This is a genomic window from Scytonema millei VB511283 (assembly GCF_000817735.3).
Classification (GTDB): Bacteria; Cyanobacteriota; Cyanobacteriia; order Cyanobacteriales; family Chroococcidiopsidaceae; genus Chroococcidiopsis; species Chroococcidiopsis millei_B.
The window spans coordinates 826,335-840,319 of sequence record NZ_JTJC03000001.1 but is presented as its reverse complement, the minus strand read 5'-3'; the positions used below and the strand labels follow the sequence as shown (position 1 = coordinate 840,319).

General features: G+C 45.1%; 17 protein-coding genes and 1 tRNA gene. 7 read left to right on the top strand and 11 right to left on the bottom strand.

The features are described from left to right. Nucleotides 1-95: 95 nt before the first annotated feature. The 5 genes from QH73_RS03805 to QH73_RS03785 are packed head-to-tail and all read right to left on the bottom strand — an operon-like array spanning nucleotide 96 to nucleotide 3,086. Complete coding sequence (locus QH73_RS03805) at nucleotides 96-1,217, bottom strand: hypothetical protein (protein ID WP_039715291.1); 1,122 nt, start codon at nucleotides 1,215-1,217, stop codon at nucleotides 96-98. Beyond that, nucleotides 1,214-1,915: a hypothetical protein gene (locus QH73_RS03800; protein ID WP_039715290.1), complete on the bottom strand. Its 702-nt coding sequence runs from the start codon at nucleotides 1,913-1,915 to the stop codon at nucleotides 1,214-1,216. The genes QH73_RS03805 and QH73_RS03800 overlap by 4 nt, the downstream gene beginning before the upstream one ends. Nucleotides 1,916-1,944: 29 nt before the next feature. Next, on the bottom strand, nucleotides 1,945-2,244 hold the full coding sequence (locus QH73_RS03795) for a hypothetical protein (RefSeq protein ID WP_132866575.1): 300 nt from the start codon (nucleotides 2,242-2,244) through the stop codon (nucleotides 1,945-1,947). Further along, entirely contained in the window at nucleotides 2,237-2,806 is a 570-nt protein-coding gene (locus tag QH73_RS03790; RefSeq protein ID WP_132866572.1) for a hypothetical protein, read from the bottom strand. The genes QH73_RS03795 and QH73_RS03790 overlap by 8 nt, the downstream gene beginning before the upstream one ends. Before the next feature lie 4 nt (nucleotides 2,807-2,810). Next, a complete protein-coding gene (locus QH73_RS03785) occupies nucleotides 2,811-3,086 on the bottom strand; it encodes a hypothetical protein (protein WP_132866569.1) in 276 nt (91 codons plus the stop codon). A gap of 682 nt (nucleotides 3,087-3,768) precedes the next feature. On the opposite strand from QH73_RS03785, the gene QH73_RS03780 reads away from it, so the two are divergent. From QH73_RS03780 to QH73_RS03770, 3 genes are all read left to right on the top strand, one after another. Beyond that, complete coding sequence (locus tag QH73_RS03780) at nucleotides 3,769-4,158, top strand: response regulator (RefSeq protein ID WP_309476444.1); 390 nt, start codon at nucleotides 3,769-3,771, stop codon at nucleotides 4,156-4,158. Between the two features lie 224 nt (nucleotides 4,159-4,382). Beyond that, nucleotides 4,383-4,637: a hypothetical protein gene (locus tag QH73_RS03775; protein WP_039715285.1), complete on the top strand. Its 255-nt coding sequence runs from the start codon at nucleotides 4,383-4,385 to the stop codon at nucleotides 4,635-4,637. 601 nt (nucleotides 4,638-5,238) lie between these two features. Beyond that, nucleotides 5,239-5,439: a hypothetical protein gene (locus QH73_RS03770; RefSeq protein WP_039715283.1), complete on the top strand. Its 201-nt coding sequence runs from the start codon at nucleotides 5,239-5,241 to the stop codon at nucleotides 5,437-5,439. A gap of 252 nt (nucleotides 5,440-5,691) precedes the next feature. Here the strand turns inward: QH73_RS03770 and QH73_RS03765 are convergent, their stop codons facing one another. The 6 genes from QH73_RS03765 to QH73_RS03740 form a co-directional block, all read right to left on the bottom strand. Then, nucleotides 5,692-5,877 (bottom strand): hypothetical protein, encoded by a 186-nt coding sequence (locus tag QH73_RS03765; RefSeq protein ID WP_039715282.1) that lies wholly within the window; start codon nucleotides 5,875-5,877, stop codon nucleotides 5,692-5,694. A gap of 155 nt (nucleotides 5,878-6,032) precedes the next feature. Beyond that, nucleotides 6,033-6,479, bottom strand: a complete 447-nt coding sequence (locus tag QH73_RS03760; RefSeq protein WP_039715281.1) for a hypothetical protein — start codon at nucleotides 6,477-6,479, stop codon at nucleotides 6,033-6,035. 7 nt (nucleotides 6,480-6,486) lie between these two features. Next, nucleotides 6,487-9,072 (bottom strand): AAA family ATPase, encoded by a 2,586-nt coding sequence (locus tag QH73_RS03755; RefSeq protein ID WP_039715280.1) that lies wholly within the window; start codon nucleotides 9,070-9,072, stop codon nucleotides 6,487-6,489. An 86-nt stretch (nucleotides 9,073-9,158) separates the two neighbouring features. After that, complete coding sequence (locus QH73_RS03750) at nucleotides 9,159-9,299, bottom strand: hypothetical protein (RefSeq protein WP_165587614.1); 141 nt, start codon at nucleotides 9,297-9,299, stop codon at nucleotides 9,159-9,161. A 73-nt stretch (nucleotides 9,300-9,372) separates the two neighbouring features. Next, nucleotides 9,373-9,525 carry a hypothetical protein gene (locus tag QH73_RS03745; protein WP_158631795.1) on the bottom strand — a complete coding sequence of 51 codons (153 nt, stop codon included), beginning with the start codon at nucleotides 9,523-9,525 and terminating at the stop codon, nucleotides 9,373-9,375. Between the two features lie 115 nt (nucleotides 9,526-9,640). After that, on the bottom strand, nucleotides 9,641-10,702 hold the full coding sequence (locus QH73_RS03740; RefSeq protein WP_052289996.1) for a tyrosine-type recombinase/integrase: 1,062 nt from the start codon (nucleotides 10,700-10,702) through the stop codon (nucleotides 9,641-9,643). Nucleotides 10,703-10,831: 129 nt separating this feature from the next. On the opposite strand from QH73_RS03740, the gene QH73_RS03735 reads away from it, so the two are divergent. The 4 genes from QH73_RS03735 (at nucleotide 10,832) to QH73_RS03720 (ending at nucleotide 13,877) form a co-directional block, all read left to right on the top strand. Continuing rightward, nucleotides 10,832-10,905 (top strand) — tRNA-Val (locus QH73_RS03735). Beyond that, nucleotides 10,882-11,235 carry a phage integrase SAM-like domain-containing protein gene (locus QH73_RS03730; protein ID WP_286194061.1) on the top strand — a complete coding sequence of 118 codons (354 nt, stop codon included), beginning with the start codon at nucleotides 10,882-10,884 and terminating at the stop codon, nucleotides 11,233-11,235. The genes QH73_RS03735 and QH73_RS03730 overlap by 24 nt, the downstream gene beginning before the upstream one ends. Before the next feature lie 997 nt (nucleotides 11,236-12,232). Then, nucleotides 12,233-12,691: a chemotaxis protein CheB gene (locus QH73_RS03725; protein WP_052289995.1), complete on the top strand. Its 459-nt coding sequence runs from the start codon at nucleotides 12,233-12,235 to the stop codon at nucleotides 12,689-12,691. 124 nt (nucleotides 12,692-12,815) lie between these two features. After that, on the top strand, nucleotides 12,816-13,877 hold the full coding sequence (locus QH73_RS03720) for a response regulator (protein ID WP_039715277.1): 1,062 nt from the start codon (nucleotides 12,816-12,818) through the stop codon (nucleotides 13,875-13,877). The last annotated feature ends 108 nt before the right edge of the window (nucleotides 13,878-13,985 follow it).

The window sequence follows — 13,985 nt, the reverse complement described above, 5'->3', positions numbered from 1 at the left end:
GGTATGGTGAACACTTTTGTCTAAATATTATTTCTTTTGAGTCAGCTTCTGAAGGGCATTTCGAGAAATCAATCGATGTTCACCATACCCCGCTCCTAGTAGTAAGCATTCCTGTCCACCTTGCCAGCTCTATACCACTGGTAGATACGGTCTGCCTGCTGTTCGTACTGCTGCGGTGACAGTCTATCAATCCAACTTTGGCGTAAGCGACCATCTCTCGTCAGAGCGGTATTGTTAAAAGATTGTGTCTGCTTCTTCAGCGCTCCCTGTTGTCTTTTCTGCTGAGCTTGGGCTTGCTGCTGTCGCCGATAGGATACACGCTGATGCAATGCCCAGATTCCCGCTGGATTGTCGTATGCTTCTCTCTCCTGCTGTGGTAGAGACTCGAATTCATCGATGCAATCGTTCAGGATAGCCGACCACTCAGCGTCATTGGCTTGTGAGAAATAAGTGCGCCGCATGTGGTTTACATCGTCGAGAGCTGCAACAGAATCATAATCGCCAACACCAGCAGTATTGCCAGCAGTATTTGAATCAGGAGCGTAGCTAGAATCGTCATCATCTGAACCGTCATCGTCATCAACAGTTTTACTCTTCGGCTCCAGTCTCGGTGGTGGAGGTGCTGCCACAGAAAGTGATGATGTTTTGCCCGTGAAAGATGTCTCGATTAGGGCGAGGTCTTCGGCGGTTAGCTTGTGGTGGTAGATGTAAGCCTTAGCCGTGTCTTCGTCCAAGCCCCACACCTCATTAGCTAACTGAATCTGCTGGGGAGATAATCGCATACTCAAATATGCATCGTCATCGCTATCGAGATACGCCTGAAAAGATGGTGTCTCCCAGCCATATTCGAGACTAGCGGCGACTAGCTTGGCGTTCTGCCCCTGTACTTGCTTGGCTTGCTCCTGTGGCTGCTCGGCTTGGTGCTTCTCGGCTAGATAGTTCTCGTAAGCAATTTCTGGCTGAGGGCGTGTGTCTACTGGCTTGGCTTGCCGTTGCTGTGGCTGAATATTTGCCCATGTAGTATTTTCGTAGAAACCAGGATTAGCATTCTGCTCCTCCCCTGGATAATACGTGGTAGGAGCTGCCAACTCCGCTCTTAGTTCTGGTCCGAGTTCTATTCCGAGTTGATTTGCTCTAGTTGCTGCATAGTTTAGGGATTGGTTAACTTGCTGCTGCACTGGAACTGCTTGGATTTGGGAATACGGAATGTCTGTCATGCCTCACCACCCGATGGATTATTTTTTGCCATGCGCTTAGCGACTGTCTCGATTAGACGATTCTCGCGTTGCTGTTCCCTGTCTGAAAAACGTTTGTACCTGGCAGCATTGGGATTGACGGGCTGCGGTTTCTGTTGTTCGTGCTTGAACAAGCCACGCTCCACAGCTTGCAAGAACATATCGTAGACAGTCATTTGGAAGAATTCGGATATGCGATATGCCTCGTTCCACAACCTAAGAGGCACTTGAAAATTGCTGGCTTGTCTCTGGTCGTGCTGAGTAGGCTCGAAGAATACCACCTGCTCGTCACCAGGCAGATTTGGGATTCGCTTTCGAGTATGCTCCGCTGTCACCTCATAGTAAGGGCGAACTTTATCATCGTGGTGTTCAAACTTGAATAGCCGCTGCGTAGGAATCTTCTTGGTGTAGCTGTACCACGCCTCTCTAGGCTTAGTTGGTTCTTGTCGCTCTACTCCACGGCTGTCGTTAATCAAATCTAAGAGACACTGACAGATGAATCTTTCCTTGTCTGGTATCTGCTCCAGCTTTTCAAACAAAGGCTTGGGTAAAACGTAAGTCTGGTACATCGTCTGATTCCAGTCAAAATCTTCTAACCTTGAAAAAGGTATAGGTTTAGGTGGTGGCTCCGGCTTGGGTTGCATCATGGCTCTTTGGTCGAGTGGCACGATTTTAGGCATATATACTTAAATCCTCCAAAAAATTAATGCTAGGGTTCTGAGGCGGGGACTCTATCGCTGAGAATTTTGACGTTTCCACCAAAGGTCTGGCGCTGGATTACACAAGCCTCATAACCTTCAGCAGTAACGTATTGGGTGTCAAACTTACGCAACTGTTCGGGGCTGAGTCCGCCTTTATGGTAGAGTCTCTTGCCAATCTGGACGTATAGGTGCTGGTCTTCCGGTCTGATGTCTTCCCACTGCAACGTGTCAGACCTGCCCATTGGCTTGATACGGCTGTAGCCCCAGCCTACATTACCCTCAGCACTACCTTGCTTAGCCTTAGACATCACTAGCCCCTCCATCCAATCCCAACAAAGACTTGAGTTCTGCTTTCTCAGCCGGAGACATTTCATGAATGGTTTTCAGCAGAGTAGCCCTAGCACCACCAAAAGTCCTGATAGCAGCCTGTCGCTGTTGCCGTGCCTCTTCCCGCTTCTGGTGATGTAGCCGCATCTGCCTGCGAAGCTGATGCTGTTCTTCTAACGTGAGCTGAGAGTTGAGTCCTTCATCGTTGACGTATTGCCGTGCCTCCTGCTTGCCCATGAATTTCATCTCATTCTTGGCTGCTTCTCGCCGTGCAATCTCCGCCTGCTTATCCCGCTCCTGCTGCATCAACTCCAAATAGATGTTTCGAGGATGGCTAGCCACTGGTTCGTGGCGAGGCTCCTGCCGTATCTGCTGATTGTCGTGGAATGCTGGCTTATATGCTTCCGCTACTGGTGCTGCCTCTATCTCATTTCCACTCTTGTCAACAGTGGTAGCTGGTAAATCTCGATAGAAATGACCTGCTGAATCCAACTGCCAGCCAGCTTTTGCCATCGCTGCTATATGCTCTCTGGAATAACCCACTTTATTACCCCTCAACTCCTAATGATTTAAGCCTTTCTCGTGCCTGCCGCAGCTCATATCTCGCTTCATACAAATCTTGCTGAAGGTTTCGCCTCTTGGCATCAGATAACGTGAGCTGCATTCTCAACTCATCAGGACTCTCCACCTTCAAATCCTTAGCAAACTCGTGATAGCTGATTTTGTGTTCTCGTAGAGAGTAATGCGTAACTGCTCGATATAACAACGACGCAACCGAGCAATGCTCGACATTTCCAGCCAAGTGAAACAGGAATGCCCTCATGGTTGGGTCAATATTCCATGTGTACATATACTTGCTGGCTTGCTTCTTGAATGGTCTGGTCACATCTAACCCAATATCCAATCAGTGGTATACCTGCATTGTATAACACGTATAACGCATTATCGGTAGGACATCTAGCTGAGTAGCAATCTATGGATTATCTGCTGCGATACTCACAATGCTGCATGATTAGGCAGGTAACTATCTAGCACGATGATGGTGAATGGATTATTGAAATTCTTGAGTATTTGACTAGTAGCGAGAGATTATCGCCATGCTCCACAAGTGCAAAGCATAATCTAACTGGCGGAATCGCCAGTGATAACCAGCTTTGACCTGCGAGTACGCACTGAGTACGCCTGTCAGCAATACCCAGTCATAGCAATAGTGAGTGTCACTTATTAGAAGTAGCACTCACGCAATCATCGGTATTTCAAGAATTACGTATCAGGAGATACAGTATGGCTATTGCTAGCGATTGTCATGCCATGCACCCCGTTCACATTATTCAGGCTGGCTACGGGGGGATGGAGAATCTGGGACTCCTGTATTGCATTGGAGCTAAGAAATAAGTGCAGTATTAACAGTATTTATACCTAACGAAGTATTGCTTAAAATAAAGGCGATTGGATATGTTTACGCTTGATGCTACAAATGTTAGGAGGTGTCGGTGTCGTTCGGCGTGGAGAGTCAGGTTGACAATTTCAAACGAGAATTAGTTCTAGCAGTTGAAGATAGTGCGGACAACTTAGAACTGATTATCGAAGTTTTGGAGATAATAGGCTTTCCATTCATCGCCGCTACTGACGGTCGGACTGCTATAGCTATGGCACAGCAACACCAACCGGACTTGATTCTGTTAGATATGTTGCTACCTGACATCAGTGGTTTAGAAGTGGCTGAGCGTCTCAAGCAAGATTCTCAGACAGCAAACATACCCATTATTGCCGTGACTGGTATGGTCACAGAAGAAGAAAAAGGACAGTACTTATCAGCGGGATGCATTGACTTCGTTGCAAAACCTTACGATTTAGACCTTCTGGTAACAGTGATTAAACGTTATCTTTCCTAAGCACCACAACTAAAATCAGTGCTACGTAACTCCTTCATGTTGATGGGTAAGAGGGGGGTTGGTGGTATTTTTGAAGGCAAGCCAAGGTTGTTACACAATCAGGCTTAGAGGCGATGCTAGGGACTTGTAACAATTTTAACAGCCCTATCGTGAGTAAGTAATTATACTTGGTAGCCGACTGCTTCTCATGCTCAACCATTACAAAATCAAACTTTTAATAGCCAATGCACAAAAAAACTTTAGTCTTGGAGCTAGAACCGGAAGACCTAGAGTTGCTAGCTAATGCGGCAAAAGAAACCGGAAAATCTCCCGAGCAGCTTGTTGCAGCGGCTGTAAGGGCTATGTATGGTAGCGTCAACGATGAAGCCATCATCGCCTTCTTTTACACCATAAAAGCGATTAGAAGAAACTCTCGCGAGATGTCTGAAGCTGTCCAGCAACAAAAGGAATTGATACATCAAATTTCTAAGAAACCATGAGTCACTGATTGACCTTTTCCGCCCTTGGGTAGTTGAATCACTCGTAGTCTTGAGAAATGAATAGGAGTGTAGCTAACAAGGTGCATCTCATGTGGGTGGGGAATCACGCTGGCAAGTGCCGCTTCTGAATGAAGACACGGAGAAATTTCCGGTTGATGTTTACTTGTACTGCGGTAGCTTGTACGACAGATGGCTTTTGATTACTCACTACCACTTGGGGAATGCTGTTCTTCTTGCCCGTAGAGCTGGGTCGTTAAACTTGTTTGTGTTCCCGCAGAATGCTGACCCTAGAACAGAAAAGCTGGAGTAACTAGCGGGATTAGCCTGCTATCCTTTTTCAGTTATGAATATACTGCATTACACATCATCCTTCTGGATGAATTGGACGAAGGATAAACTTGATAGACTGGGACATGTCTAACTTATGTCCAACTTATGTCTAACTAAGACGCGCCATGCATGAAGTTGTAACATCTACCCACACTTTGGAACAACCCGCCTTGAGGTTACAAGAACATGGACTCAAAGTGGAGCAATGGGGTAAGAGATTGCAAGAACGTAGCGACCAACTAGCATTGTCACACGGTCAACTGATTGAGGAATGCGGTCAGTTATTCAGCAAAAAGCAGAAGAAGCACTTGTTTACACCCAAGTAGCGCAAGCACAAAAAGATGATTCTCCAGAGTTGATGATGCTGATTACGCATACACAATTGGAAGCAAGAGCTGCATATATTCAAGCGATTACCGTTTTCGCTGAGATGATGCAAAAAAGAATCAAGCTAGTCGGGAAGCATCTCTAGCATTGCCACCTAGATTGACATCTGGGTAAGGATTAGTATGTTTTCTAACCAACAAACGCTTGTAACAAATAACTCAGCCTATTGGCAGAAGAAAAATGCGTTTCCGTATAGAAAAATCGGATTGAGACAACATAGGATTTCCGTGTTGTCCCTATCAGCTTCTCCTACCACCCGTTCCCACTGCGGCGCTAGTTGGTAGGAATTTTTTTTGGTGCTTATTGATTGAATGCGACCGTCCTTGTCCGGCATCGACTATATTTCCACTATCCACATGACAGTAATCCCACTGGGGTGTTCCCGCTGCATAACTTCCCAGGCACTAGATATTAATTTGTAACGGTAGGCATCGGCATAACTCTTAGTCCAGTAACCGTTACGTCCGCCAGTCCAATAGAGTTCGATACCGTCAGCTTCAGCGCAGACAATGTAAGACTTCATAAGGTGATGCCGAAGTTAGCACCTGGATGATTTATGACTGCGTTTAAGTGCGTCAGGTGTCGTACTACTTATTGTACTATTTTTGCCTTCACACCGTGTATCAGCATCTCTCAACACATATATAAATAAATCTTCAAGAGAAATCTACAGACCTTCTATTTTTCTCTGACCAATTTGCCGTCCTCGTCCAGCTTGACTACTGCATACCAGTCTGGGTGTCCTTCGACTTGACCCACACCTACATACAGATTCGGCTTTAATTGGAAGCTGCCCAATGATATCCAGTAGTCTGCTGGTACTGTCATGAATGGGTCTTTAGTCGTGCTAATCAACAATCGGGAGATAGGAAATGCTTCCTCCAGGCAGAAGAATAGCGTTACTGCTTGCCCTATCATTTCCTGTGCTGATTTAGAGCTAGGCATCTGAATCATGAAATGCGTTCCCGATTCTGTCTCGCGTACCAGGAATCCCCCTGCGTATGTAGCAGCACCAAGCAAAGAGATAAGGTGAAAGTTACCTTGAGCCATCAGAAACTCATAGACTCTAGCTAGTCCAACTACATTCAGGTGTTTTAAGGGTACGGCTGGTGCGGATGCTTCCATAGGTTTTTTACGTTCTTACCTGCTGCTTGACTATGATTGTATCCTCGATTGGAATATAGGGATTGCCACTGATGAACTTGGCTTCGTTTCCATTTGGTCTTAGGCATATTATGTACTTGAGTGGTTTGCGGTAATCGTTATCTACTCCTTCGTTAACGCCACTAAAGCTTTTGACGAGTAAATCTTCTCCTTTACCATCTAGGTCGCCTGACCCTACGTATTGAATTAAATCTCCACATCTAGGCTTGGTTCCTTGAGGCGCTAGTGGAGTTTTTTGCGGGACAGGGACACCTCCCCCCTCCATATTCTCCACAGTGTCCAGTAATTTGACTGAAACGCTCACCTGGTCTACGTTTCCATTTCTGGACAGTATGTCAGCGTTTTTCTGTGTATCATTAGACACTTTCTGGACATCATTTGTACTGTCCAGAATCTGTGTTTCTTTCTCTGTATAGCTTTGATTAAAATTACTGGACAACTCTAAATAGTACGAATGGGGGAGGTAATACAACCTGGAAGATAATTTCTTAGGGTTAGGTTTCGCGTTTATTTCTTTACGTTCCGCCATTCGCCCTAACGCCTTCCACATGGTGTCGAGTTCTTCCTTTGTGGTAAGTTCCAGCATTTCCTTTATTTCCATCCCCGGCAATGGATGAGGGTAGTTATGCAGCATCACGTTTAATATTCGCTCCCTCATCGTGCGCCGAGCTTCTACAACTTCCTTTGATACTCCTACCTCCCCGTGGTTGACCCAGGAATTATTTTCAATATTAAGTTCGATGTCTAATGCCGCTCCTCCGGCATCTTGAAGCCCTACCAGCTCCAACGTTCTATGCGTCTCGTTCGGGTCGATGACAAATTTCTTCTTGTTATAGGGGTCTTGTTTTAGAACGTGCTTCAATACCAAGCATCCCCACACAGCACCAGGGATGGCGGAAGAACCTCTTAGCTGCCGCACTCCTTGCGCTTCATTACTTTTACTCAAATGGTGGATGATGATGCAGGTCGCGTTAGCTTTTTCAATGTGCGGCTGCATTTTATAGATTGGGTCAGCATACTCTTTGCTCCACTCTGACACCCCAGAATCGACGTTGATTGCTGTAAGCGAGTCAATGATGACGAGGGTGTAGTTGTCTGCTGCCAACTCCTGCTCTAATAGTTCTGGGCTGTACTTCGTGAGTACTCTTACGGAAGACTTTAGCAAATCGCTCGAAAATCCCCGCTTAATTAAGCGTCGTAAGTTTTTATTCGGTCGCTCTATCTGAAATAACAATACCCTACCCTGTGGAACTCGCTCCCCTAAGAATTCTCCTCCGGTTGCTACAGCATACGCTAACTCGTAAGCTAGTAAGGTTTTTCCCGCTTTTGCATCACCTGCAAGAATAACGCTCCCGCCTCTAGGCAACATACCAGGAACTAGGAAATCCTCTGCTAGCTCCTCCTTGAAAAGACTATCGGTGTTGAAAACATAATCTTCTACGTGCCGCGCCTCTTCTGTCTGCTCTTTCTGTTTCAGTAATTTATTAATTTCCTGTACGCTTACTTTGAAAGTGGTAGCAACTGTCGCTTTCTTTAGGGCTACCAGCTCTGGGTCTGTTTCTTTACAAATTTCTGTGAGAGCAGTTTTAAATGCTTCGGATTCGGACATATTTTTCCTTACACCCTTGTTAACTTGTTTGCCAAATTCTTTATTGGATTTCCATCCGTCTTGTTTCGCCCAATAGCAGAGAGAGCCGATATTTAATCCACTGCGGTTGAAGCTGTGCCATCTCCTTTCACATTCACCCGATTCGTATTTATCAGACTGCTGACTCCATCTGTCCCAATCATCCAACAATGAATCATCACCAACTGAATGCAGTGCCATGCCAACGTGAATCCATTCATCGTGACTGCCTGCTCTCCAAGGACTCAAAGCAGCCAAGCATTCTCTCGCTAGTGCAACATCACCATCACCGTTGTAATTGCGCGTGTAAAGGTGGGTGGATTTGGGAGGGGCTACAGGACGCTTCATCGCCTCGATTAGATAGATTGGTGCTTCAGCCACAGCAATCTCTCTATGGGATTTTCCAGGGAGCCATCTGTAACTACCAGTTTCTGGGTGAACTCCAGCTACTACAGATTGGCATCCGTCCCACCTTAACTCTAAATATTCAACGCCCTCTCGCTTTTCTATGCCGCACAGAGTCACAAGCTTAGTGGTTTTGATTTCGTTCCAGTATTTTTCTGGTACGTGAAATATTTGCTGTTGCCTTCCTTTCTTGCCTGAAGTTACAGCCGGAGTTATCGGTAGGTCATGAGGATTAACGCCAAACATCAGCTCGAAGTATCCCCACGAACTTGTTCCATCAAAATCTACAAATAACTGTCCCTCAGATTTACTACCGCACAGTACACCGATAGCTTTGCAGCGTCCAATTTTGATATGTCTTTCAATAAGCTCTCGTCTTTTTGGGCGCTTGTTCCACCTGAGCGAGTATGGTTGTTTATTGCCGTTGACTGGCGTAAATCTCCAGTCGTCGGGCAGAGCTTCAAGTTCTTTTAGTAAACTTTCCTTGCAGTCGGGGTTTGAGACATCATTCTGTTCTATCATAATAAATAACTACTTCCGTCACAAATTTTTGTTAGAATCTCCGAACGCCTTGCGCCACAGGGCGTTTATCCATTTTTAGGAGCTGCTTAGGTAAAGCCGTAGCGTTTGTAAATACGCTGTTCTATCTCAGCCCTTAAATCTCTGTCGTGAACTACGTCCCAAAAAGCTTGTTCCCAAGTGATAGCTGGTTTAGGCTTTTCTAGTGATGGTCGATTTTCGTTTAACATTGTTAGAATCAACTCTTAAGTAAGAAGTTTTTTACGATGCAGGGGCAAGAGCTGATAACTTTGCCCCTTTTTGCTATGCTGCTGTTTTTGATTTAGCTAGTTGATGCTTGAATTGTCTTTGCAATGCTTCAACTACTACGGAAGAGAAAGAGCGTTTTTGTTTAATGGCTTTTTGATTGACGAGTGCAATGAGTTCATCGGGCAAGCTAACATTTCGAGCTGACATTTTTATCACCATTGCTAACAGCTTGAACCGATATATTATGCCATATACAAAACACGTTTTATGGGTAAACAAATGACAGCAATTATTCGATTGCTACCACGAGAGAATAATTTCATCAGAACAAATCTGGTAATTTCGGCTTTTCGATTACTCCGGCATAGTGAGTAAAGAGAATCTCTACCGAATGCCCAGTTAAGCTAGCAACCTGTACTGGACTCAACCCAGATTGGAGCGCGTGACTAACAAAAGTGTGACGAGTATTGTAAGGTCGGCGATAATCAACTCCAGCTCTCTTGAGAGCGGAATGCCAATACCTACGAGCAAAATTATCATCGTCTATCGGATAGCCAGCAGGCGTGGTAAATACCAAATCCTCAGCATCTCCCCTTCCCAGCTCTACCAACATCTGCTTGACTTTGGGGTTGAGCGGAATGGTTCTAGCCTTATTGGTTTTGGTAGCTTTTCTAACTCCCTTAACCAGCGATTCACCGACCCAAATCGTCGAGCAGTCATCAGCAACGTGCTTCCACTGCAATCCAATTGCTTCACTTGTCCTTACCCCAGTACTGAAGAGGAATTGCACGTAGGGTAGATAGCCAGGAAACAGCTCGGAAAATGTGCCTAGAATCGCTTGAATCTCCTGTTTAGTGAATGGTCTAGGCGGTTGCTTGGGTGGCACTTTAATTGCTTTTACAGCCGTCTTCCAGTGATTATTCTCCAACTTCGCCCAGTCCCAACACGCACTCAAAAGCTGCAATCTTTCCTTCAAAGTTTTAGGTTCGAGCTTGCCTCTGAGATAATTTACGAAGCGACTGACATCTTGAGCATTTATTCGTTTAGCTGCTATGTTTCCAATACCGCTAGATTCTAAATATTTGGGGAGTGTTTTGTATTTTTCAATGGTGCGCTTGTAAACGTATTCTTCCTTCCATGCTGTGAAATCCGCAAAGAGCTGAGACACAGCCCTATTGTTGGGGAGTTCTCGATTGACGGGGTAAACTCTATACCGCTCAAAGGTTTGGTCGAAATTATCAGCTAGTAAATCTAGCTCGACTTGCTTGGCTATTAACTTGGCTTTCTTTCTGCCTTCATCGTTGTCGTGCAAACCAAGGTGGTATGCTTTCTGCTTCCCATCGACTCTAAATCTGAGCCTAATGCTATTACGAATAATTTCCATTGATACTGTTCCTCTTTTTGCTCTTGCCATTTGAGTATGTTTTTGAGTACGGCAGAGCAGATATTGGCAGTATCTTTCGGTCGAGTGATTGCATCTCTACCTCTGTCTGTGCTATCTTGATTAATCCACGGACGTATAGCTCAGTTGGTTAGAGCGCTACGTTGACATCGTAGAGGTCACTGGTTCGAATCCAGTTACGTCCATATCTCAAAACCCTTTCTACATCGGCTACAAGTGGTAGACAAGGCAGATGGACAAAGTTAAGGGCAAAGTCAAAGCAGGTCGATCCTAAAACGCTAATGAAGTACAGTGCTACTAGCAAGCATGTGGACGAATACTTTCGGAATAAAGTAGCAGAGGCAATATTAATAGAGGATACATATAAGTTCATCGAATATTTGAAGCAGCACATCAGCAGCCGTACTCTCAAGGAATGTGTAGCTCTACTTAAAGCAGCGTGGCAATGGGCAGAAAAACAGGGAATTATCAGTCAAAATCCTTGGGCAGATGTAATCAATCGTTTGTGTAATTAATTCTGATTAAGTACTTAAGAACGTTTGAATTTTCTAACATCTTGTAAATTCTGACAAATACTTCTGCAAAGCGCCGAGTTTGTTTTACTAGCTAGGTGCTTTGCAACAAAATAAAGTTATCGACTTTATAAAATAGGTAACTCTTCCAAAGGGATTACTTGACAAACCACTCCCGATGTATGGCGATTAAATTCTGAGTTTGTTCGCGGAGTGCCCTTGTTCTAATACGTATTATTAAAGCGTCAATCCGCATTTTGCAAGCTCGAAGCCGCATTACCTTGGTTTGAAAGCGCACAGCAGACAGATCGAGTTTTTTCCGAGGCTCCTCTTCTTGAGAGATATTAGACACAGTCGCGTACCACCTTTTTACTAAATAATGATTTTCTAGTTTCTCTAAATCCGATTATTTTTCTGACACTTTCTTAAGTTTCTTGAGCGGACAAAGGAGAAGGTTTATCAAAAAAGGGAGAAAGCTTTAAAGTGAAAAATAGTAAAAGTATGTCTCACTACTATCTCAATTTTGAGATACTGAAAGTAATTTTATATATCCCTACAGAGATAGCTTTTTTTAACACAAACTTGTTACTTCAAATACATCTCATCCTCTCAACTTATAGTTTTTGAGTATACTAATATACTTATATTTTTACAGTGCATACCAAGATTTTCAACATCGTTGTACCAACAAAATCAAGTATTTCGTGTCTGCAATCGATGATTTGACCGATGTACCCTCTGAAAACAATTATTGATATTTTTTAGTTTTGGTAGTCAAAATCACTCAGAGATTTAACACCAAGTCCATTCTCTAGCTAGAAGATGGATGAAATAGTGCCAGTTAGTAGTAGTAAAGTAGCAAGACTTGTCCGATCTAGCTCGGACGACGATGCGCTGCGATCGCAAGTCCCTGCTCGAATTGTCTGAATCCAGCTAGAGAAATACTTAGCTAGTTTTTTAGCGACTTAGATGGGAATATTTACCCAATTTCCACAACTAGATGGATAACTTCGCACCCTTGGATCGGGAAAAACAAATGCTCGGACACGACATAATTGTCGTAGTGCTGGCAGCATCAGATGGTGGGCGGAATGCCTTGAGCCACATCCTGGCTGCCTTACCAATAGATTTTCCAGCAGCCATAATCGTAGTGCAGTATCTCGACACTCGATCTCAGCCTAGCTTGATGCTAGATCTCCTCAACCACCCGTCAAGCTTGCCATTATTGCCAGCACACGCAAGGGAGCAATTGCGATCGGGTAGAGCTTACATCGCTCCTGCGACTTCGCACCTGTTCGTGACTCCAAACGGTACTCTCTGCCTATCTAATGCTGTATTTGTAGACTGGACGCGCCCCTCTGCCGACTTGCCATTGCAGTCAGTAGCAGCTAGTTTTAAACAGCGGGCGATCGCCGTAGTTCTCTCTGCTAGGGGTAGTGGTAGTACGTGCGCTCAATAGACTGGCAGGAAAAATTTTTATCGCTCTGCTGAAGTTCTTTTGTACTGCTACCCTGGAATAAGAGTATTTAGAAACTATTTTAGTCATGGAAGTCAGCGCTGAGGCAGGAGCATAGATCCAATCCATGAGTGACGAGCTGTTTAGGCAACAAATTCAAATCATCAATCGGCAGATGGCGATTCTGCACAGTTACATGCTTCAGCTATCTCCGGCGCTACAAAAACAGGTGAGCGAGGTTTTGGAGGAGACTGCTGCTGCCTTGGGCAATCTCCAACTAATCTCTGAGGAGATGCAGACGAATTTAGAAGCATGCGCAGTTGTCGAGGAGGAGCTTTTCCAACACAATCAGCAAGCGATGCAAGAGCGTCAGTATTATTACGATTTATTTCAATTCAGCCCAGACGCTTACTTATTAACCGATGCCAATGGATTAATCTTGGAAGCTAATCGGGCGATCGCTACACTACTAAATGTGCCACAAAGTTACCTGCCTGGTAAACCACTCGCTAATTATATTACACAGAGGGATCGCACCCGCTTTCGCACTCTGATCAACCAGCTTCCTGTTGTCAGTGACGTGCAAAATTGGGAAATGAATTTATGCCCAAGACAAAGCGAGCCGTTTGCCGCTCTTTTGAAAGTTGCTGTTGCCCGCGATAACTCTGGTTTCATCCAGGCGTTGCGAATTGGCGTGCATGACATTAATGAGTACAAGCAGGTGGTGACTCAACCTGCCCTTGCACTTAACCCTGAAGATATCCCAGCTCAAGTAACTACTCCCCTGACTCAACTGCCACAAGCTCTTGACGGCTTACAGGTTCTCGTGGTTGATGACGAAGCCGATGCCCGCGAATTTATTACCGCTGTTTTGGAGTCGCAGGGAATTCACGTCACGGCAGTTGCCACCGCAGCAGCAGCGTTAGAGGCGCTGGAACAATTCCATCCTGATGTTTTGATTAGCGATATTCGGATGCCGTATCGGGACGGCTATAGCTTGATTCGCCAGGTGCGAGAATTGGAGGCACAGCAAGGATGGTCTATTCCGGCAGCCGCACTCACTGCTTATTTAGCAGAGGATCGGGAAAAAGCAATAGCAGCCGGATTTGAGTCGCATCTGCACAAATTGGCTCAACCCACCCAGATAATTGAAATGGTAACTCAGTTGTCTAGACGCGCACCTACATAGCTAGCGCGATCGCCCCGCCCGTCACCTAGTCAATTTGCCCCACAGTACAATTGAGGCTAGCGAAAGATCGAGAGGCAGCGAAACTTTTACCATACTGCTGCTGTTAGC

Bases quoted from the DNA above. Each gene is read 5' to 3' on its own strand.
- QH73_RS03805 (WP_039715291.1), bottom strand. From the start codon at position 1,217: ATGACAGACATTCCGTATTCCCAAATCCAAGCAGTTCCAGTGCAGCAG.
- QH73_RS03800 (WP_039715290.1), bottom strand. From the start codon at position 1,915: ATGCCTAAAATCGTGCCACTCGACCAAAGAGCCATGATGCAACCCAAG.
- QH73_RS03795 (WP_132866575.1), bottom strand. From the start codon at position 2,244: ATGTCTAAGGCTAAGCAAGGTAGTGCTGAGGGTAATGTAGGCTGGGGC.
- QH73_RS03785 (WP_132866569.1), bottom strand. From the start codon at position 3,086: ATGAGGGCATTCCTGTTTCACTTGGCTGGAAATGTCGAGCATTGCTCG.
- QH73_RS03775 (WP_039715285.1), top strand. From the start codon at position 4,383: ATGCACAAAAAAACTTTAGTCTTGGAGCTAGAACCGGAAGACCTAGAG.
- QH73_RS03770 (WP_039715283.1), top strand. From the start codon at position 5,239: ATGCGGTCAGTTATTCAGCAAAAAGCAGAAGAAGCACTTGTTTACACC.
- QH73_RS03765 (WP_039715282.1), bottom strand. From the start codon at position 5,877: ATGAAGTCTTACATTGTCTGCGCTGAAGCTGACGGTATCGAACTCTAT.
- QH73_RS03760 (WP_039715281.1), bottom strand. From the start codon at position 6,479: ATGGAAGCATCCGCACCAGCCGTACCCTTAAAACACCTGAATGTAGTT.
- QH73_RS03755 (WP_039715280.1), bottom strand. From the start codon at position 9,072: ATGATAGAACAGAATGATGTCTCAAACCCCGACTGCAAGGAAAGTTTA.
- QH73_RS03750 (WP_165587614.1), bottom strand. From the start codon at position 9,299: ATGTTAAACGAAAATCGACCATCACTAGAAAAGCCTAAACCAGCTATC.
- QH73_RS03745 (WP_158631795.1), bottom strand. From the start codon at position 9,525: ATGTCAGCTCGAAATGTTAGCTTGCCCGATGAACTCATTGCACTCGTC.
- QH73_RS03740 (WP_052289996.1), bottom strand. From the start codon at position 10,702: ATGGAAATTATTCGTAATAGCATTAGGCTCAGATTTAGAGTCGATGGG.
- QH73_RS03725 (WP_052289995.1), top strand. From the start codon at position 12,233: ATGGATAACTTCGCACCCTTGGATCGGGAAAAACAAATGCTCGGACAC.
- QH73_RS03720 (WP_039715277.1), top strand. From the start codon at position 12,816: ATGAGTGACGAGCTGTTTAGGCAACAAATTCAAATCATCAATCGGCAG.